At 55.2% G+C, this 18,500-nt stretch carries 21 protein-coding genes; 13 read left to right on the forward strand and 8 right to left on the reverse strand.

Annotated elements, in window-relative coordinates:
• Positions 1-118 precede the first annotated feature (118 nt).
• Positions 119-586: an outer membrane lipoprotein SlyB gene (gene slyB, locus N6P30_RS10080; RefSeq protein WP_008500578.1), complete on the forward strand. Its 468-nt coding sequence runs from the start codon at positions 119-121 to the stop codon at positions 584-586.
• Between the two features lie 199 nt (positions 587-785).
• The gene (locus N6P30_RS10085) at positions 786-2,147 is read left to right on the forward strand and encodes a GGDEF domain-containing protein (protein ID WP_023292626.1); all 1,362 of its coding nucleotides are present in this window, start codon (positions 786-788) and stop codon (positions 2,145-2,147) included.
• A gap of 35 nt (positions 2,148-2,182) precedes the next feature.
• Here the strand turns inward: N6P30_RS10085 and slyA are convergent, their stop codons facing one another.
• Complete coding sequence (gene slyA, locus N6P30_RS10090; RefSeq protein WP_021241135.1) at positions 2,183-2,623, reverse strand: transcriptional regulator SlyA; 441 nt, start codon at positions 2,621-2,623, stop codon at positions 2,183-2,185.
• A gap of 186 nt (positions 2,624-2,809) precedes the next feature.
• On the opposite strand from slyA, the gene N6P30_RS10095 reads away from it, so the two are divergent.
• From N6P30_RS10095 to N6P30_RS10105, 3 genes are read left to right on the forward strand one after another with little or no spacing between them, the layout of a single operon-like run.
• On the forward strand, positions 2,810-3,046 hold the full coding sequence (locus N6P30_RS10095) for a DUF1656 domain-containing protein (protein ID WP_008500581.1): 237 nt from the start codon (positions 2,810-2,812) through the stop codon (positions 3,044-3,046).
• Positions 3,047-3,048: 2 nt separating this feature from the next.
• Positions 3,049-3,909, forward strand: coding sequence for an HlyD family secretion protein (locus N6P30_RS10100; RefSeq protein ID WP_023292627.1), 861 nt, complete (start codon positions 3,049-3,051; stop codon positions 3,907-3,909).
• Positions 3,909-5,942 (forward strand): FUSC family protein, encoded by a 2,034-nt coding sequence (locus N6P30_RS10105; protein ID WP_023292628.1) that lies wholly within the window; start codon positions 3,909-3,911, stop codon positions 5,940-5,942. Before N6P30_RS10100 ends, N6P30_RS10105 begins: the two co-directional genes overlap by 1 nt.
• Here N6P30_RS10105 and sodC read toward each other — a convergent pair.
• The 3 genes from sodC to N6P30_RS10120 all read right to left on the reverse strand — a co-directional run bounded on the left by sodC (position 5,921) and on the right by N6P30_RS10120 (position 7,703).
• A complete protein-coding gene (gene sodC, locus N6P30_RS10110) occupies positions 5,921-6,439 on the reverse strand; it encodes a superoxide dismutase [Cu-Zn] SodC (protein ID WP_008500584.1) in 519 nt (172 codons plus the stop codon). The two genes, N6P30_RS10105 and sodC, sit on opposite strands and share 22 nt — an antisense overlap.
• A gap of 79 nt (positions 6,440-6,518) precedes the next feature.
• Positions 6,519-7,415, reverse strand: coding sequence for an aldo/keto reductase family oxidoreductase (locus N6P30_RS10115; protein ID WP_021241132.1), 897 nt, complete (start codon positions 7,413-7,415; stop codon positions 6,519-6,521).
• Between the two features lie 48 nt (positions 7,416-7,463).
• Positions 7,464-7,703 carry a DUF1289 domain-containing protein gene (locus N6P30_RS10120; protein WP_008500587.1) on the reverse strand — a complete coding sequence of 80 codons (240 nt, stop codon included), beginning with the start codon at positions 7,701-7,703 and terminating at the stop codon, positions 7,464-7,466.
• A gap of 149 nt (positions 7,704-7,852) precedes the next feature.
• Between N6P30_RS10120 and eptA the strand changes: the two genes are divergently transcribed.
• The 5 genes from eptA to rnt all read left to right on the forward strand — a co-directional run bounded on the left by eptA (position 7,853) and on the right by rnt (position 12,534).
• Positions 7,853-9,478 (forward strand): phosphoethanolamine transferase EptA, encoded by a 1,626-nt coding sequence (gene eptA / locus N6P30_RS10125; protein WP_260629943.1) that lies wholly within the window; start codon positions 7,853-7,855, stop codon positions 9,476-9,478.
• Between the two features lie 41 nt (positions 9,479-9,519).
• Positions 9,520-10,119 carry a TetR/AcrR family transcriptional regulator gene (locus tag N6P30_RS10130; RefSeq protein WP_023292630.1) on the forward strand — a complete coding sequence of 200 codons (600 nt, stop codon included), beginning with the start codon at positions 9,520-9,522 and terminating at the stop codon, positions 10,117-10,119.
• A gap of 54 nt (positions 10,120-10,173) precedes the next feature.
• Complete coding sequence (locus tag N6P30_RS10135; protein WP_023292631.1) at positions 10,174-11,271, forward strand: alkene reductase; 1,098 nt, start codon at positions 10,174-10,176, stop codon at positions 11,269-11,271.
• Between the two features lie 100 nt (positions 11,272-11,371).
• Positions 11,372-11,779 carry a lactoylglutathione lyase gene (gene gloA / locus N6P30_RS10140; protein ID WP_008500591.1) on the forward strand — a complete coding sequence of 136 codons (408 nt, stop codon included), beginning with the start codon at positions 11,372-11,374 and terminating at the stop codon, positions 11,777-11,779.
• Positions 11,780-11,874: 95 nt separating this feature from the next.
• The gene (gene rnt / locus N6P30_RS10145; RefSeq protein WP_023292632.1) at positions 11,875-12,534 is read left to right on the forward strand and encodes a ribonuclease T; all 660 of its coding nucleotides are present in this window, start codon (positions 11,875-11,877) and stop codon (positions 12,532-12,534) included.
• A gap of 75 nt (positions 12,535-12,609) precedes the next feature.
• On the opposite strand, the gene grxD is transcribed toward rnt, so the two are convergent.
• Complete coding sequence (gene grxD, locus N6P30_RS10150; protein WP_003832760.1) at positions 12,610-12,957, reverse strand: monothiol glutaredoxin 4; 348 nt, start codon at positions 12,955-12,957, stop codon at positions 12,610-12,612.
• A 338-nt stretch (positions 12,958-13,295) separates the two neighbouring features.
• On the opposite strand from grxD, the gene N6P30_RS10155 reads away from it, so the two are divergent.
• Both N6P30_RS10155 and sodB read left to right on the forward strand, forming a co-directional pair.
• A complete protein-coding gene (locus tag N6P30_RS10155; RefSeq protein WP_021241128.1) occupies positions 13,296-14,069 on the forward strand; it encodes a C40 family peptidase in 774 nt (257 codons plus the stop codon).
• A 122-nt stretch (positions 14,070-14,191) separates the two neighbouring features.
• Positions 14,192-14,773, forward strand: coding sequence for a superoxide dismutase [Fe] (gene sodB / locus N6P30_RS10160; protein ID WP_023292633.1), 582 nt, complete (start codon positions 14,192-14,194; stop codon positions 14,771-14,773).
• A 38-nt stretch (positions 14,774-14,811) separates the two neighbouring features.
• On the opposite strand, the gene N6P30_RS10165 is transcribed toward sodB, so the two are convergent.
• A complete protein-coding gene (locus tag N6P30_RS10165; protein ID WP_023292634.1) occupies positions 14,812-15,978 on the reverse strand; it encodes an MFS transporter in 1,167 nt (388 codons plus the stop codon).
• 163 nt (positions 15,979-16,141) lie between these two features.
• On the reverse strand, positions 16,142-16,231 hold the full coding sequence (locus tag N6P30_RS10170) for a YnhF family membrane protein (protein WP_008500596.1): 90 nt from the start codon (positions 16,229-16,231) through the stop codon (positions 16,142-16,144).
• A 297-nt stretch (positions 16,232-16,528) separates the two neighbouring features.
• Here N6P30_RS10170 and purR point away from each other — a divergent pair, with 297 nt between their 5' ends.
• Positions 16,529-17,554 carry an HTH-type transcriptional repressor PurR gene (purR, locus tag N6P30_RS10175; protein WP_014883552.1) on the forward strand — a complete coding sequence of 342 codons (1,026 nt, stop codon included), beginning with the start codon at positions 16,529-16,531 and terminating at the stop codon, positions 17,552-17,554.
• Between the two features lie 17 nt (positions 17,555-17,571).
• Here the strand turns inward: purR and punR are convergent, their stop codons facing one another.
• On the reverse strand, positions 17,572-18,483 hold the full coding sequence (gene punR / locus N6P30_RS10180) for a DNA-binding transcriptional activator PunR (RefSeq protein WP_008500598.1): 912 nt from the start codon (positions 18,481-18,483) through the stop codon (positions 17,572-17,574).
• Positions 18,484-18,500: the final 17 nt, after the last annotated feature.

The raw sequence follows: 18,500 nt of genomic DNA on the forward strand, positions 1-18,500 counted from the left end.
ATTCAAGTACAATTTTCCTATTGTTAGTGCAAAGATATGAACGATGGCCCTTTATGCCATATAATTTAGCCATAACGGATGCCCCCCATCGGGCGTTTTTGGTGAACAGGAGATTCAAATGATTTTACGTGTACTGGGCGTTTCGCTGATTGGTTTAACTCTGGCTGGCTGTGTGAATGACAGTTCACTTTCTGGCGACGTTTATAGCGCTTCTGAAGCGAAACAGGTTCAGAACGTGACTTACGGTACCGTTGTTAACGCACGCCCTGTACAGATTCAGGGTGGTGATGAAAACAACGTGATGGGCGCCATCGGCGGTGCCGTTCTGGGTGGTTTCCTGGGTAATACCGTCGGCGGCGGTACGGGCCGTTCTCTGGCAACAGCCGCAGGCGCAGTGGCCGGTGGTGTAGCAGGCCAGGGTGTTCAGGGTGCGATGAACAAAACCCAGGGCGTCGAGCTGGAAATTCGTAAAGACGACGGCAGCACCATTATGGTTGTTCAGAAACAAGGCAGCACCCGCTTCTCCGCAGGTCAGCGCGTTGTGCTGGCAAGCAACGGAAGCCAGGTGACCGTTTCTCCACGTTAATTAAAAATGGATGTGGCCATTGGGCCACATCCATTTACAATATACATCACTTATACGAATATTTTTACAAAATATATTCGCCCCACAAATATTTAATCTCATCGTATATTGTCTCCGCGCAAAGTATTTATTGCATTACTTGCTTAGACTCTTCGCAATTACCTCTTCATAATTTATTTCTCATTTTGTAAAAACTTATATGCTTGCGAATAGTCGTTGTCTAAAAGGTCGTTATATCTCGTTCTGTTTCGGTTGCCTTGTCGTCATCGGAATATTACAAGCTCTCTTTTCAAAAGTGGTTGAATGGGTTCCCTCCTTCTCGCCTCTTTTGTTCCCTACGCTCACCATTTTTTTACTCGTGTTTCACCTGTTTATTGCCTGCTTTATGGCAATGAAATACTGGTGTGATAAGCGGCGGCTCTATCTGATTGCGATCGCCTTTGCCTTTGCCGGTTCGGCACTGTTGATGGTCGGAACGCTGTCCAGCTTTCCAGCGTGGCTGAACCTCTATCAGTTCAACGTCGTGAACTACAACGATGCGATGATCTACTTTATGTTCCGCCACTTTTTAATGGCGGTGTTGTTCATCGTTGCGGCAATACTCTATCCTACGCGCGATTACCCCTTTTCACGGTTGGCGCATATCTCAATTGTGAGCGGGGCGTTTCTCTTTACCGCCTGTGTTGTGGGACTGGCCTGGATATATTCCAGTCACTCGCCCTTGTTATCCATTGACCTGGTTGATAACGAAACCCGTCAGTTTATGGTGCTCTGGAGCCAATGCATAAATATTTCTTTAATTGTCTTCTGGGTGGTTTCATTAGTAACGCTGATGTTTGTCACGCGCGTGCGCAATTTATTCTGGGTAGGCGGAAATTTCCTGTGCGTTTGCTATATCGTCACGCTCGCCATGCTGTTAGTAGGCGGACATGCTGAAGATATATCGTGGTATCGCGCCCGGCTATTTGAAACCGTCGCTACGCTGATGATTATTTTTGTACTGCTCTACGACGTCTTCATGCTGTACCGTGATTCCCATTTAAAATATCAGCAGTCATATCAAAATTCGATTCGCGATCCGCTTACGCGCCTGTATAACCGCAGCTATTTTTATGAATCGTTAAACCAGGCGCTGGACATGGCGAAACCCAGCCGCCCAGTTTCGGTTATCGTCAGCGATCTCGACCGCTTCAAGCGTATCAACGATAACTATGGCCACCTTCAGGGAGACAAAGTCTTACAGTTTGTCGCCAATCTGCTGATGGATTCCGTACGCCCGCAGGACATCGCGGCTCGAATCGGCGGTGAGGAGTTTGTGCTGATGCTGGCCAACACCTCTTCAGATGCAGCCCACCAGGTGGCGGAACGTATTCGGTTGAAGCTAAGCAGCTTTGATAAAACCAGCAGCGGAGGGCAGCTACCTGAGCCGATTACCATCAGCATGGGAGTATTTACGGCGACGTCATCGACCATGACCGCAGAAGCGTGCGTGGAGAGTGCCGACAAGGCGATGTATGAAGCGAAGGAGACAGGCCGTAATCGAGTGGTGGTCTTTAAGTAATAAAAGGCCTTGCTGCTGCAAGGCCTTAGTGTTTATCAGTCGCGAGACTGTAGCTCATGGATGTTTTGCTCAAGGCGAGCAATGAGGCTAATGAGCATTTCCAGCTCCGCCGGTGAAACGCCTGAAAGGATTTCACCGCGCGTTTTGGTAATCACAGCTTCCATTTCAGTAATGATAGGCGCCGCTTTCTCAGTGAGTTTTATCCGCTTGGCGCGACGATCGCTGGCGCAGGTTTGTCGGGAGATCAGCCCCTTTTCTTCCAGCTGGTCAAGCGTGCGCACCAGTGACGGTTGCTCAATGCCTATCGCTTTTGCCAGTTGAATTTGCGACTGGTCGGGCGGCAGCTGATGAATGTTGTGCAGCGTGACCCAATGCGTCTGCGTCAATTCCAGAGGTTTCAGGCGATGGTCAATCAGAGCACGCCAGACGCGTACCAACCTTGCCAGATCAGAACCTAATGGCGATTCCAATTTCATCTCCTTATAATTAGCTTGCTAAGTTATTATACTGATTTTAGAATAGTGTGCAGCATTTGTAATGGCAAAACAAATGCAATACTGCATTCATCTAACTCAAAAGTATGACTTACACTGAATTGTGATGCTTCTTCATACTCAGACAAGCCAACACGGCATTCTGTTCACTGCAAAGGATCTCTGCTCGTGACCTTTTTTCATCGCTCAGAGGGTTTACCCCTCCAGGACCTGATCTTCGGTGCGTCAGTCTACTTTCCCCCTCTGTTTAAGGCCGTGCTGGTGGGCTTTATTCTCTGGCTCATCGCGCATCGCCTGCTTCGCGACTGGATGTATTCCGGCGAAATCTGGCATCCCATGCTGATGGATCTTTCCCTGTTTGCCCTCTGTGTATGCCTGGGCCTTGCTGTTCTGATCGTGTGGTGACTATGCCCCTGAAAACGCTGAAGTACTTTTCCACCCTGTTTGTTCTGGTCCTTGCGCTGGTCGCCGGATGGTGGCTCTGGAATTATTACATGCAGTCTCCCTGGACGCGTGACGGTAAGATTCGCGCTGAGCAGGTCAGCATTACCCCGCAGGTATCGGGAAGCATTACGTCGCTGCTGGTTAAGGATAACCAGTACGTTAAAAAGGGAGAGGTTTTATTCCGAATCGACGACACGCCGTACCATATCGCGATTCTGAATGCCCAGGCGCAGCTGGCAAAAGCCCAGTCTGATCTGGCAAAGGCCAACAACGAGGCCAACCGCCGCCGTCACCTGTCGCAAAACTACATCTCCGCGGAAGATTTAGACACCGCCAACCTCAACGTTAAGGCGATGCAGGCGAGCGTCAACGTGGCTGAGGCGACGCTGAAGCAGGCGCAGTGGGAGCTAACCCAAACCGTGATTACCGCCCCTGTCGATGGATGGGTGACCAACCTTTCCGCCCGCGTGGGTAACTATGCCACCACGGGACAGCCCGTTTTCGCCCTGGTCGACAGCCACTCCTTCTACGTAGTGGGCTACTTCGAAGAGACCAAGCTTCGGCATATTCGCGAGGGATCGCCAGCTGCGATTACGCTGTACAGCGGCTCGCAAAGGTTACAGGGTCACGTCTCCAGCATTGGTCGCGCCATTTACGATCAAAGCGTTGAAACAGATTCCGGCCTGGTGCCGGATATCAAGCCGAACGTCCCCTGGGTGCGTCTCGCTCAACGCGTGCCTGTTCGCGTGGAGTTTGACCATTTACCGCAGGGCATCACGCTGGTATCCGGCACCACCTGCACTGTCTCCATCGGAACCCCTTAATGAAACTGCAGGCACTCTCCTGGCAAAACTCGCCGTGGATGAAAGCGACGCGTCCTCAGTGGCGCTACGCGCTGCGTAACGGCATTGCCATGTGTCTGGCGCTGACCGTCGCCTATTACCTGAACCTGGATGAGCCGTACTGGGCGATGACCTCTGCCGCAGTGGTGAGTTTTCCCACCGTTGGTGGGGTGATCAGTAAAAGCCTTGGGCGTATCGCCGGCAGCCTGCTGGGTGCCACGGCGGCGTTAATTATCGCCGGCCACACTCTGAACGACCCATGGCTGTTCCTGCTGAGCATGGCGGCATGGCTGGGATGCTGTACCTGGGCCTGCGCCCATTTCACCAACAACGTCGCCTACGCTTTCCAGCTGGCGGGCTATACCGCCGCCATTATTGCCTTCCCGGTGGTGAATGTGCTCGATACCACCGAGCTGTGGGATATTGCACAGGCGCGCGTCTGCGAAGTGATTGTCGGGATCCTCTGCGGCGGATTTATGATGATGATCCTCCCCAGCACTTCCGACGGCACCGCACTCATCACCGCCCTTAAAACCATGCACACCCGGTTGCTTGAACACGCGAGCCTGCTGTGGCAACCGGATACCAGCGATGAGATCCGTCTCGCCCATGAAAAGGTGATAGGACAGATCCTGACAATGAATCTGCTGCGTATTCAGGCGTTCTGGAGCCACTACCGCTTTCGCCGTCAGAATACCCTGCTTAACTATTTGCTGCACCAGCAGCTGCGCATGACCAGCGCCATCTCCAGCCTGCGCCGGATGCTGCTCAACTGGCCAACGCCGCCGGAAAACACGCGCGCGGTGATTGAAACGCTGCTCGCAACCCTTGCGCGCCCGGATGCAGACATCTACACGGTCGCGCGAATAATCGCCCCGCTCGCCCCGGTGGATGAATATGATTATCGCCATCGCGCCTTCTGGCAGCGTCTGAATTACTTTTGCCGACTCTACCTGCGCAGCAGCCGCTGGATTAACGCGGTAGAGAACGCCACGCCGGTCACGGAGTTCAACGTTCCCGGGAGCCCGGCTCTCGCCCGCCATACTGACTACCTGGAGGCGCTGTGGAGCGGTTTTCGCACCTTTTGCGCGCTGATGCTGGTGGGCGCGTGGAGTATCACCACGCAGTGGGAGTCCGGTACGGCGGCCCTGACGCTCGCCGCCATCAGCTGCGTGCTTTACTCCGTCGCGGCCTCGCCGTTTAACTCGCTGACGCTCCTGCTGCGCACCCTGGTGCTGCTGTCGCTGTTCAGTTTTGTGGTGAAGTTTGGCCTGATGGTGCAGATAAGCGATCTCTGGCAGTTCCTGCTGTTCCTCTTTCCGCTGTTGACCACCATGCAGCTACTCAAGCTGCAGATGCCGAAGCTGGCGGGACTGTGGGGACAGCTGATTGTCTTTATGGGCTCGTTTATCTCCGTGACGAATCCACCGGTGTACGATTACGCCGATTTTCTCAATGACAACCTCGCAAAGATCCTCGGCGTGGGGCTGGCGTGGCTGGCCTTCGCGGTGCTGCGTCCCGGCTCCGATGCCCGCAAAAGCCGCAGGCATATCCGGGAGTTACGCCGGGGGTTTGTCGATCAGCTCAGCCGCAAACCGCATCTTCGTGAGAGTGAATATGAATCGCTGGTTTATCATCACGTCAGCCAGCTCAATAACAGCCAGGACGCGCTTTCCCGGCGCTGGCTGCTGCGCTGGGGCGTGGTGCTGCTGAACTGCTCGCACGTGGTCTGGCAGCTTCGCGGGTGGGAAACGCGTTCCGACCCGCTGTCGCAGGTGCGTGACGTTTGCATCTCCCTGCTGCGCGATGTCATGAGCGAACGCGGGGTCCAGCAGCGGCCGCTGGAAGCCACGCTGAATGAACTGCAGCGGATCTGCGATACGCTTGCACGACATCATCTCCCCGCCGCCCGCGATTTGGCCTCGATAATCTGGCGGCTACACTGCTCGCTGTCGCAGCTGGAACAGGCACCACCGCCGGGTACGATTGGGGATCAGATCACGCCGCAGGCATAACGCGCCCCGCCGCCGCCAAGCGGTTTAGGCTGATCGGACATATTGTCGCCGCCGACGTGGATCATCAGCGCTTTGCCTTTCACCTCATCCAGCTTTTTCAGACGCGGCGCGACAACGGGATCGGTGGCTTTACCGTCGTTATTGACCACCAGCACGGGCAGATCGCCCAGATGTCCCATGCCTTCGGGGCCCTCATGCTTGCCGGAGTGCTGCGGGTCAAGGTGACCGCCTGCCGCTTCCGCAGCCGACGGTTTCCCCTCTTTTAACGCGGGCTGACAGCTTCCTTTGGCGTGAACATGAAAACCATGCTCACCGGGAGGGAGTGCTTTAAGATTCGGGGCGAATTCCAGTCCTTTATCGGTTTCCGTGATTTTCACTGTTCCGATGGACTGACCCACACCCTGAGAGGTGACGAGATTCATTTCCACTTCGTCGCTGGCTGCCTGCGCCCCTGCGCAAACAACCAGCGCGACCATTGCCAGAGCAAAACGCTTCATATGACCTCCGCTGGTTATTTTTTGCCCCTTAAGTGTATACCAGGGGCAAAGATTTCACCGAAAGTCATCTTCTGGCGGTTTATGGCACGTCGTAACCCAGCGCAGCCTTGCGGATGCGGAACCACTGCTGGCGGGTCATCTGCAGCTCTTCAGCGGCCAGTGCAGAACGCACGCGTTCAATTTTGCCAGAACCAATAATCGGCAGCGGTTTTGACGGCAGACGCAGGATCCAGGCGTAAACCACCTGTTCGATGCTCTCCGCGTTCAGCTCGCGGGCGATGGTGTCCAGCTCGTTGCGCAGCGGCTGGAATTCATCATCATTGAACAGGCGTCCGCCTCCCAGGCACGACCAGGCCATCGGGCGAATACGCAGCTGCTGCAGCTGGTCGAGCGTACCGTCCAGCAGCAGCGGCTGGTGTACCGGGGAGATCTCCACCTGGTTGGTGGCCAGGGTAAACGGCAGACGAGACTGAAGCAGTGCAAACTGCGCCGGGGTAAAGTTGGAAACGCCAAAGTGACGCACTTTGCCGCTCTGATGCAGGTTCAGGAAGGCTTCTGCCACCTCATCGGCATCCATGAGCGGGTCCGGACGATGGATTAACAACAGGTCGATACGGTCGGTCGCCAGATTGACCAGCGACTGCTCAGCGCTCTTGATGATATGCGCGCTGTCGGTGATGTAATGCCCAAGGGCGTGTTCCGGTTTTGCCGTGGTGGCAATCCCGCACTTCGTGACGATCTCCATGCGGTCGCGGAGTGCGGGAACCAGCTTGAGCGCCTCGCCGAATGCGGCTTCACACTGATAGCCACCGTAAATATCCGCATGGTCGACCGTGGTAACGCCCAGATCGATATGCTCTTCAATAAAGCTCGCCAGCTGGAGGGGGGACATATTCCAGTCCATCAGGCGCCAGTAGCCCATCACAAAACGGGAGAATTCTGGCCCCTGGGGGGCAAGGGTAATTCGCTGAACCATAACATTTTCCTCAAGGACGTGATGTCATGAGTATACGCAATTACCGTGTTAAAAAAGTGAAGGTTGCTGGGGTTCTTCGGTCTCACCGGCTTTGTTTGCGCGTATTTTGCGCAGAAGACGCTGACGGCAGAGGCGTAACACCTCCTGCTTTTGCGTGTCGCTAAAGTTTTGCCAGTTAAAACGCTCGTCGCGAGTACGCATGCACCCGCGGCAATATCCGCGTTCATCCACCTGACAAATCCCCCGGCACGGGCTCTGGATGGGGAAAAACTCCAGCTGCTCTGCCACACTCACCTCCGGATAACCACTCTCACCTACAGTGAAGACGCTAAACGCGCCTCGTGCAAGGCCTATACCACAGATTTGTGGCATTAAGGTTTCACTAATCTTCCTTCTTTATACTCGGCCCATCATGACAATGACAGGTTTACCGATCGATGTGGTTAATCAAAAAGTTACAATGTAACGACATTAAATTTACTCTGGGCTGTGCACTCTTTTTTACGTTGATTAATGGGCTGTTTATCCAGCGCAGCTGGGCCATTATTGCCCCTGCGCACCTGCACGACATCCTCTTTGCCGCGTCCGTACCGCTGGTGCTGTTTTGCGGCTGGGTGATTGTCTTTAGCCTGCTGAATATCCCCTATATCCGTAAGCCGCTGCTGATCGTCTTAAAGGTCGGATGCGCCGCGGCCACCTACTTTATGTACACCTACGGCGCGGTGATCGATCAGAACATGATTGTGAACGTGTTCGAAACCAACTCTCAGGAAGCGACAGCCCTGGTGACCCCGCAGATGATTCTGTGGATTGTTATCGCAGGCCTCGTTCCCTCCGTGGTGCTGGCGTTGACCCGCATTCGTACCGGGAAATGGTGGTATGCCCTGCTGACGCGCGTCGCCGCGATGCTCGGTGCCCTGCTGGTGATTATCCTGATTGCGGCGCTGTTTTATAAAGATTACGCGTCGCTGTTTCGCAACAACAAAAGCATCGTCAAAATGGTGACCCCGGCCAACTATGTCAGCGCCGTGGTGAAGTACACCAAAATGCGCTGGTTTGCCGGCGATCAAACGCTGGTGCGGATTGGCGAAGATGCCCATAAAGGACCGTTGATTACCGGCCAGCAAAAGAAAACCGTTCTGGTGCTGGTCGTTGGGGAAGCCTCTCGCGCGGCGAACTACTCCCTGAATGGTTACGATCGTGAAACGAACCCGGAGCTGAAAAATCAGGATGTGATTAACTTCCCGCAGGCCTCCTCATGCGGCACCGAAACCGCCGTTTCCGTACCGTGCATGTTCTCGGGCATGACGCGCAGCAAATACGATGCCGACCAGGCTCACCATCAGGAAGGCCTGCTCGATGTGCTGAAGCATGCGGGGATCAACCTGCTGTGGCGCGACAACGACGGCGGCTGTAAAGGCGCCTGCGATCGCGTGCCGCATACCGATATGACGCAGTGGAATCTGGATCAGTTCTGCAAAGACAAATCCTGCATTGATGATGTGAATTTCTACCGTCTGGACAACGTGCTGGATGGTCTGAAGCAGGACACGGTGCTGGTTATCCACCTGATGGGGAGTCATGGACCGGCATACTATCGCCGTTACCCGGACAATTTCCGGAAATTCACCCCTACCTGCGACACCAATGAAATTCAGGATTGCGACCATCAGGCGCTGATGAATACCTATGACAACACCATCCTGTATACCGACAGCATGGTCAGCAAAACCATTGATGCGCTGAAAGCCCGTCAGGCGAGCATGAACACCGCGCTGATTTATCTCTCGGATCACGGCGAGTCACTGGGTGAAAGCGGTATTTATCTGCACGGTACGCCGTACATGCTGGCGCCGGAGCAGCAAACGCATATTCCATTTATGTTCTGGCTGTCACCGGATTACGCGAAAAACTTTGGCATCAACGAACAGTGTTTGCGTGACCACGCTGCAAAAAATGCGGTTTCCCAGGACAATTTGTTCTCGACCGTACTGGGTATGATGGACGTGAAATCAAGCGTTTATCAACAGCAGCTGGATATTCTGAGCGCATGTCGGCAATAAACTTGCTTGCATTAGACCGAACGGTCTATTAGAGTGCGGCCATGAGCAGAAATACTGAACACGATACCCGCGATCATCTCCTGGCAACCGGCGAGCGTCTTTGCATGCATCGCGGGTTTACCGGTATGGGGTTGAGCGAGTTATTAAAAACCGCTGAGGTACCGAAGGGGTCGTTTTATCACTACTTCCGGTCCAAAGAAGCCTTTGGCGTGGCAATGCTGGAGCGTCATTACGCGGGCTACCACCAGCGTCTGGCGACCCACTTTGCGTCGGGTGAAGGAAACTATCGGGATCGTGTTCTGAACTACTATCAGGAAACGCTGAACCAGTTCTGTCAGCAGGGCATTATCAGCGGATGCCTGACGGTCAAGCTGTCTGCCGAGGTGTGCGATCTTTCCGAAGATATGCGCTCGGCGATGGATAAGGGTGCCCGCGGCGTGATCGCCTTGCTGGCCCAGGCGCTGGAAAAAGGCCGCGACGAAAAAACGCTGGCCTTTACCGGCGACCCCTTAATGCAGTCTCAGGTGCTCTATTCCCTGTGGTTAGGGGCCAATCTGCAGGCAAAAATTTCGCGCAGTGCCGTGCCGCTGGAAAGCGCGCTGGCACATGTGAAAAACAGCATTACTGCGCCTGGCGTATAACAGGCGCTTTTTATTTACCTTATTACTAGTCGACTGGTCTACTCAGGAGTCTTTATGTCAGCTGAAAAACTGTTTACCCCATTGAAAGTGGGTGCCGTCACGGCGCCAAACCGCGTGTTCATGGCTCCGCTGACCCGTCTGCGCAGCATTGAGCCGGGTGACATCCCAACCCCGCTGATGGGCGAATACTACCGTCAACGCGCAAGCTCTGGCCTGATCATTACGGAAGCCACGCAGATCTCTGCTCAGGCGAAGGGTTACGCCGGTGCGCCGGGCCTCCATAGCCCGGAGCAGATCGCGGCATGGCAGAAAATCACCGCGGGCGTTCACGCTGAAGAGGGCCGCATTGCGGTTCAGCTGTGGCACACCGGTCGTATCTCTCACAGCAGCATCCAGCCTGGCGGTCAGGCACCGGTCTCCGCGTCGGCCCTGAGCGCCAATACCCGTACGTCCCTGCGCGATGAAAACGGCAATGCGATCCGCGTGGATACCTCTATGCCGCGCGCGCTGGAGCTGGACGAAATCCCGGGGATTGTTAACGACTTCCGTCAGGCCGTGGCCAACGCCCGTGAAGCCGGCTTTGACCTGATTGAGCTGCACTCCGCGCATGGCTATCTGCTGCACCAGTTCCTGTCACCGTCGTCAAACCACCGCACCGACCAGTACGGCGGCAGCGTCGAAAACCGCGCCCGTCTGGTGCTGGAAGTGGTGGATGCGGTATGCAAGGAGTGGAGCCCGGACCGTATCGGGATCCGCGTCTCCCCAATCGGGTCTTTCCAGAACGTCGACAACGGCCCGAACGAGGAAGCGGACGCGCTCTATCTGATTGAAGAGCTGGCCAAACGCGGTATTGCCTATCTGCACATGTCCGAGCCTGACTGGGCTGGCGGTAAGCCTTACACTGAAGCCTTCCGCCAGAAAGTGCGCGAGCGCTTCCACGGCGTGATCATCGGTGCAGGTGCTTATACGCCTGAGAAAGCCGAAGATCTGATCAATAAAGGGCTGATCGATGCCGTCGCGTTTGGCCGCGACTACATCGCCAACCCGGATCTGGTTGCCCGTCTGCAGCAGAAAGCGGCGCTGAACCCGCAGCGTCCGGAAAGCTTCTACGGCGGCGGCGCGGAAGGCTACACCGACTACCCTTCTCTGTAATCTCGCCATTGTTCATTGATAGCGGCGACACTTCGCCGCTATACTAAAACATCGTTTCTGTTCAAAAAGCTTTTTTATTCCATTGGTTAATGAGGAAATTATGCGCCTACTTCACACCATGCTGCGCGTTGGCGACCTGCAACGTTCAATCGATTTCTACACTAACGTCCTGGGCATGAAGCTGCTGCGCACCAGCGAAAACCCGGAATACAAATACTCGCTGGCGTTCGTGGGTTACGGCCCGGAAACGGATGAAGCGGTGATCGAGCTGACCTACAACTGGGGCGTTGACAGCTATGAGCTGGGCACGGCCTACGGCCATATCGCGCTGGAAGTAGACAACGCAGCCGACGCGTGCGAACGCATTCGCAAAAATGGCGGTAACGTTACGCGCGAAGCGGGCCCGGTAAAAGGCGGCACCACCGTGATTGCGTTTGTGGAAGATCCGGACGGTTACAAAATCGAGCTGATTGAAGCCAAAGACGCCGGCCGCGGTCTGGGCAACTGATCCCTCAGGGCGCAACGTGCGCCCGTAGTTTTACTGCATCACCCCGCAAAATTTGCCATAATGCGCTCTGCTTTTTCCCCATGTAAGAGACCCTGATGTCCGATAACGCTCAATTTAGCGGTCTGTGCGACCGTTTTCGTGGTTTTTATCCCGTTGTCATTGATGTAGAAACAGCCGGATTTAACGCTAAAACCGATGCGCTGCTCGAAATTGCCGCCATCACGCTGAAGATGGATGAACAGGGCTGGCTTACACCGGACACCACGCTGCATTTCCACGTTGAACCTTTCGAAGGGGCAAACTTACAGCCGGAAGCGCTGGCGTTTAACGGTATCGATCCGCATAACCCGCTGCGCGGTGCCGTCAGTGAATATGATGCGCTGCACGCCATTTTTAAAATGGTGCGCAAAGGCATGAAGGAGAACAACTGCAGCCGCGCCATTATGGTGGCTCATAACGCCACCTTCGATCACAGCTTTACCATGGCCGCCGCCGAGCGGGCCGCGCTCAAGCGCAACCCCTTCCACCCGTTTGTGACCTTCGATACCGCCGCGCTGAGCGGCCTGGCGCTGGGACAAACGGTGTTATCAAAGGCCTGTATTACGGCTGGCATTCCGTTCGACGGCACGCAGGCGCACTCCGCGCTGTATGACACGGAGCGTACCGCAGAGCTGTTCTGTGAGATCGTCAACCGCTGGAAGCGTCTGGGCGGCTGGCCGCTGCCGATGGATGATGAGGCCGAGCGCCAATCGTAGGTCGGGTAAGCACAGCGCCACCCGACAAAAAAAAAGCGACCACATAGCAGGTCGCTTTTTTATTTCCGCAGAAAGTTACTCTGCGTCCGGCTCTTCCGTTTTGTACTTCGCCGCGGTTTCTTTGATCAGCTGCTGCAGTTCGCCGCGCTGATACATTTCAATCAGAATATCGCAACCGCCAACCAGTTCACCGTCTACCCACAGCTGTGGGAACGTCGGCCAGTTCGCGTACTTCGGCAGCTCAGCGCGGATGTCCGGGTTCTGCAGGATATCAACGTAAGCAAAACGCTCACCACAGGCAGACAGCGCCTGAACCGCTTGCGCGGAGAAGCCGCAGCTTGGCAGCTTTGGAGAACCTTTCATATACAGCAGAATCGGGTTTTCAGCGATCTGGCGCTGGATTTTTTCAATAGTGGTGCTCATGTCTTGCTTCCTTTAACTTCTGTTACGGCATTCGTCTGACATTGTAGCGGTTCAGACTGGCATCGGAAAATAACATTTTTGTCACGTATAGACATTTTACGCCGAGTCACGAAAAGTTGCATTGCAAATGGTGTTTACCCCTGCGGCGGCCAGGGTTTTGCTTAGGGAATGGGCAAATGTACAACAGAACGATGAATTTTTTTGCACTTGCTAACGAAACAGGATTAGAGATTGAAAAATGGTATTAACTTTCTGGCTTTTTATGGATTAGAATCGACGGGCTTTGTAAATCACACGCGGGTATTATTGATGACCTGCATTTATCAGGGGACTGCCCAGTGGCGCGGATAAATAAAATCTCGATCACGCTCTGTGCTTTACTGTTTACTTCACTCACCTTCACGCCAGTGGCAAACGCCTCTCAGCAGGCGCGGCATTCTGCTGTACAAAAAAACCATCTGGTGAAAGCCACAGAACGTAAGAAAAAAACCACCGCTAAGAACGACAAGAAAAAGACAACCACACAGACTAAAAAAACCGCTTCCAGCAAGACGAAAACCACCTCTTCCCGCACTGCCCACACCGCCAAAAGTAAAGCTTCGCAAACCGCCGCTAACCTCGTGACTGAAAAATGCATCGCGCGTAAAGGCCATAAGGCGAAATGCACCAAGGTCACCAAAATAGCGGAAGTGCATAAAGTACGCGTCCAGAAAGCGCAAAAAACCGCAATGAACAAGCTGATGGGGCAGATCGGCAAACCGTATCACTGGGGCGGGACTTCACCGCGTACCGGTTTTGACTGCAGCGGCCTCGTCTATTACGCCTATAAAGATCTGGTCAAGTTCCGCATTCCGCGCACCGCCAACGAAATGTACCACCTGCGCGACGCGTCCCCGGTCAACCGTGGAGAGCTGGAGAACGGCGATCTGGTCTTCTTCCGCACGCAGGGTCGCGGGACAGCTGACCACGTTGGCGTCTATGTCGGCAACGGAAAATTCATCCAGTCACCGCGTAGCGGCCAGGATATTCAGATCACCTCTCTCAGTGAAGACTACTGGGTACGCCATTACGTCGGCGCACGCCGCGTGATGACGCCGAAAACCATTCGCTAACCCCTGCCCTGCCACACCCGTGGCAGGGTAAGTTCCTCTTTTGCATACCCTTTCAATTTGCTATCCTGTCCTTGTTGTCTGTGTGGTTATTGACAACACAAAATACAATAAGGAGAGAAGCAATGTCGTTCGAATTACCTGCACTACCGTATGCAAAAGACGCCCTGGCCCCGCACATTTCTGCGGAAACCCTGGAATATCACTACGGCAAGCATCACCAGACGTACGTCACCAACCTGAATAACCTGATCAAGGGCACCGATTTTGAAGGCAAAACGCTGGAAGAGATCGTGCGCAGTTCTGAGGGTGGCGTATTCAACAACGCCGCTCAGGTGTGGAACCACACCTTCTACTGGCACTGCCTGGCGCCAAACGCCGGTGGCGAACCTGTCGGTGAACTGGCTACCGCCATCAACGCCGCCTTTGGCAGCTTCGCGGAATTCAAAGCGAAGTTCACCGATGCCGCCATCAAGAACTTCGGTTCAGGCTGGACGTGGCTGGTCAAAGAGGCGGATGGCAAACTGGCTATCGTGTCTACCTCTAACGCAGGCACCCCGCTGACCACCAGCGCGAAGCCGCTGATGACCGTGGACGTATGGGAACACGCTTACTACATCGATTACCGTAACGCGCGCCCTAACTACCTGGAGCACTTCTGGGCACTGGTCAACTGGGACTTTGTGGCGAAGAACTTCGCCGCGTAAGAGACACGCAGAAGGGCTCGCCCTTCTGCGTTTTTGGTTTATTCCGCAGCGCAGGCTGCTTCTGGCTGTTTACGACCCGACATCATCACCAGCAGCAGACCGAGCGCGGCAATAATCGCCCCCATCACCGGCACAAAACTGTATCCCATCCCACCGGAAATCACGGCCCCACCGGCCGCCGCACCGAGCGCATTGCCCAGGTTAAAGGCGCCAATATTGACCGAGGATGAGAGGCCCGGTGCTTCATGCGCGACGCGCATCACGCGCATCTGCAGCGGTGGCACCACCGCGAACGTTGCAGCCCCCCAGACAACCATTGCGATCGCGGCACCAAACTCGTTACGCGCCAGCCACGGAATGGCGATCATGATAACAATCAGCAGGGTTAAGAAGCCCTTCAGCGTTCCGCTCACGGAACGGTCGGCAAATTTCCCGCCGAGATAGTTGCCAATCGAGAAGCCCACGCCAATCAGCACCAGCATCGCGGTCACAAAGAGAGGCGTTGCGTGGGTGATATCGTGCAACACCGGTGAAATATAGGTGTAGAGGGTAAACATCGCCCCTGCCCCCAGCACGGTGGTCAGCAGCGCGGAGAGCACCTGCGGGCGCATCAGCACTGCCAGCTCCTTACGCACTTCCGGACGTTCTCCGGCGCTGCCCTTTGGCAGGGAGAAGAACAAGGCCACCATCGCGACCACGCCCAGTCCGGCCGTCGCCAGGAAGGACATTCGCCAGCCAATGACCTCGCCCAGCCAGGTTGCCGCAGGAACGCCGCCGATGTTAGCGATGGTCAGGCCCATAAACATGGTGGCTACGGCGCTGGCCTGCTTGTGTTTCGGCACCACGCTTGCCGCCACAACCGACCCCAGCCCAAAGAACGCGCCGTGGTTAAGGCTGGTCAGAATACGCGACAGCATCAACGTGGTGTAATCCGGCGAAATGGCCGAAAGCACGTTGCCGAGGGTGAAAATCGCCATCAGGAAAATCAGCGCATTGCGGCGCGCGCGGTGTGAAAGAAGAAGCGTCATCAGCGGCGCCCCCACCATCACGCCAATGGCGTAGGCGCTGATTAACATGCCGGCCACAGGGATCGAGACGTCCACGCCGCGGGCGATAACGGGCAGTAACCCCATCGGGGAAAATTCAGTGGTGCCAATCCCAAAAGCGCCAATCGCCAGGGCCAGCAGGGGAAAATTGATTTTCATGCGTCAACTCCGGATGCCGTGTCATGTGGTGACACAGAACAAAGAAGCGGAAAGCATGACATCAATCACAAAAAATGAGAAGTTAACAAAATGGCAAAAGATTTTTGCCTTAGGAGTAACAATCGGGGGGAGCGGGAGGGAGAAGGCTCTCCCTCCGCGTAAATCAGTGCAGCGCGGCCGTCAGACCCGCCGCGACAATCAGAGCCAGCACAACCACGGTGGTGAACAGCGAAAACTTCAGATCGGAACTCATCAATTTTTCTCCTTTTAATCCCCCCACGAAAAGTGAGCCTGCTCATTTTTGCATAATTTACGTCAAAAATCTTCCTGGATTTAGGCTGATAAACACTTTACCTCTTCCCCTTTTCATCAAGATAGGACAAAATTCCACGCTAAATTTATTAGCGTACCGGCCATTGACCCCCTCCTGACGTCCCGTGTCGTTTTCCCGGCGTGCCGCAATTCAAGATTGCGTGATAAGGGTGAGAGAAGGCAAACGTTTACCTTCAAGTTTTTCAGGAGTTTAGGATATGGTCTGGAGTGACATTTAATGGCAACAATTAAAGACGTAGCAAAACGCGCAAACGTTTCCACTACAACCGTATCACATGTAATTAACAAAACCCGCTTTGTGGCGGAAGAGACGCGCAACGCCGTCTGGGCAGCAATCAAAGAGCTGCACTATTCGCCAAGTGCGGTTGCGCGCAGCCTCAAGGTTAATCACACCAAATCCATTGGATTGCTGGCGACCAGCAGTGAAGCGGCCTATTTTGCCGAGATCATAGAAGCGGTAGAGAAGAACTGCTTCCAGAAAGGCTATACCCTGATTCTGGGCAACGCGTGGAACAGCATAGAAAAACAGCGCGCCTACCTGTCGATGATGGCGCAAAAGCGCGTCGATGGCCTGCTGGTCATGTGTTCCGAGTACCCGGAATCCGTGCTGTCGATGCTGGAAGAGTATCGCCATATCCCCATGGTGGTCATGGACTGGGGTGAAGCGCGCGCGGACTTCACCGACTCCGTCATCGACAACGCCTTCGAAGGCGGTTACATGGCGGGTCGTTACCTGATCGAACGCGGTCACCGCGAGATTGGCGTGATCCCCGGTCCGCTGGAGCGTAACACCGGCGCGGGCCGTCTGGCCGGTTTTATGAAAGCGATGGAAGAAGCGCTCATCACCGTGCCGGAAAACTGGATCGTGCAGGGCGACTTTGAGCCGGAATCAGGCTACCGCGCGATGCAGCAGATCGTTTCCCAGCAGCACCGCCCGACCGCCGTTTTCTGCGGCGGTGACATCATGGCCATGGGCGCACTCTGCGCCGCCGATGAGCTGGGTCTGCGCGTACCGCAGGATATTTCCGTGATCGGGTATGACAACGTGCGCAACGCGCGCTTCTTCACCCCGGCGCTGACAACCATTCACCAGCCAAAAGATTCGCTGGGCGAAACGGCCTTCAATATGCTGTTGGACAGGATCGTCAACAAGCGCGAAGAGTCGCAGTCCATTGAAGTTCACCCGCGCCTGATTGAACGCCGTTCCGTTGCGGACGGTCCGTTCCGCGACTACCGTCGTTAATCCCTTGACGGGGCCAGCTACGCTGGCTCCCGTAACCATTCCCGGTTTAGGGTTTCGCTGTCTCCCAGATAATCCAGCAGCCAGGCCATGGCGGGCGAGACATCATTTTGTTGCCAGGTCAGGCAGCAGGCTGCGTCCGGGAACGGATTCTCCAGCGTCAGTTCAACCCATTCTCCGGTATCGATGCGTGGACGCGCAAAATGAGCGGGCACCATCGCGACGCACAGCCCGGCGCTGAGGCACGTCGCCGATGATTCCCAGTCAGGGGCCACCACCCGCCGCTGGTTATCCAGAAGCCAGGTGATACGCTTGGGCAATGAACGGGACGTATCCTCCAGCACCAGCGACGGCCAGTTGCGCAGCGTATCGTCGCTCAGCGGACCTTCCATCGCCGCCAGAGGATGATCGCTGGCCACCACGCATTTCCAGCTCAGCATCCCCATGTCGCGAAAGGCGTAACGTCCCCCGACCGGGATCGCCTGCGTCGCGCCAATCGCCATCTCCGCCCTGCCGTCCGCCAGCGCATCCCAGACGCCGTTGAACACCTCCTGCGAGACCCGTAGCTCGACGTCAGAGAAATGACGATAGAAATCCACGATCATTTGTCGGGTGCGTTCCGGCTTCACGATGTTATCTACCGCGATGGCGAGATGCCCCCGCCAGCCGTTGGCGATCTGCTGACACTGTTCGCGGGTGATCTGCATTTTTTTGATAACAGAACGCCCTTCTTTCAAAAACCATGCTCCGGCGGGCGTTAATTCCACGTCGCGATGCCGCCGTTCAAACAGCGGAACCGCCAGCCACTCCTCCAGTTGACGCACCGTGTAGCTGATGGCCGAAGGGACGCGGTGCAACTCCTGCGCTGCACCGCTAAAGCTGCCGTTACGCGCAACAGCATCGACCACTTCAAGAGAATAATCTGACCACATTTTCTGCCTGCAAAAAA

It is taken from the genome of Enterobacter sp. PL1, from assembly GCF_945957325.1.
In the GTDB taxonomy this organism is placed as follows: domain Bacteria; phylum Pseudomonadota; class Gammaproteobacteria; order Enterobacterales; family Enterobacteriaceae; genus Enterobacter; species Enterobacter roggenkampii.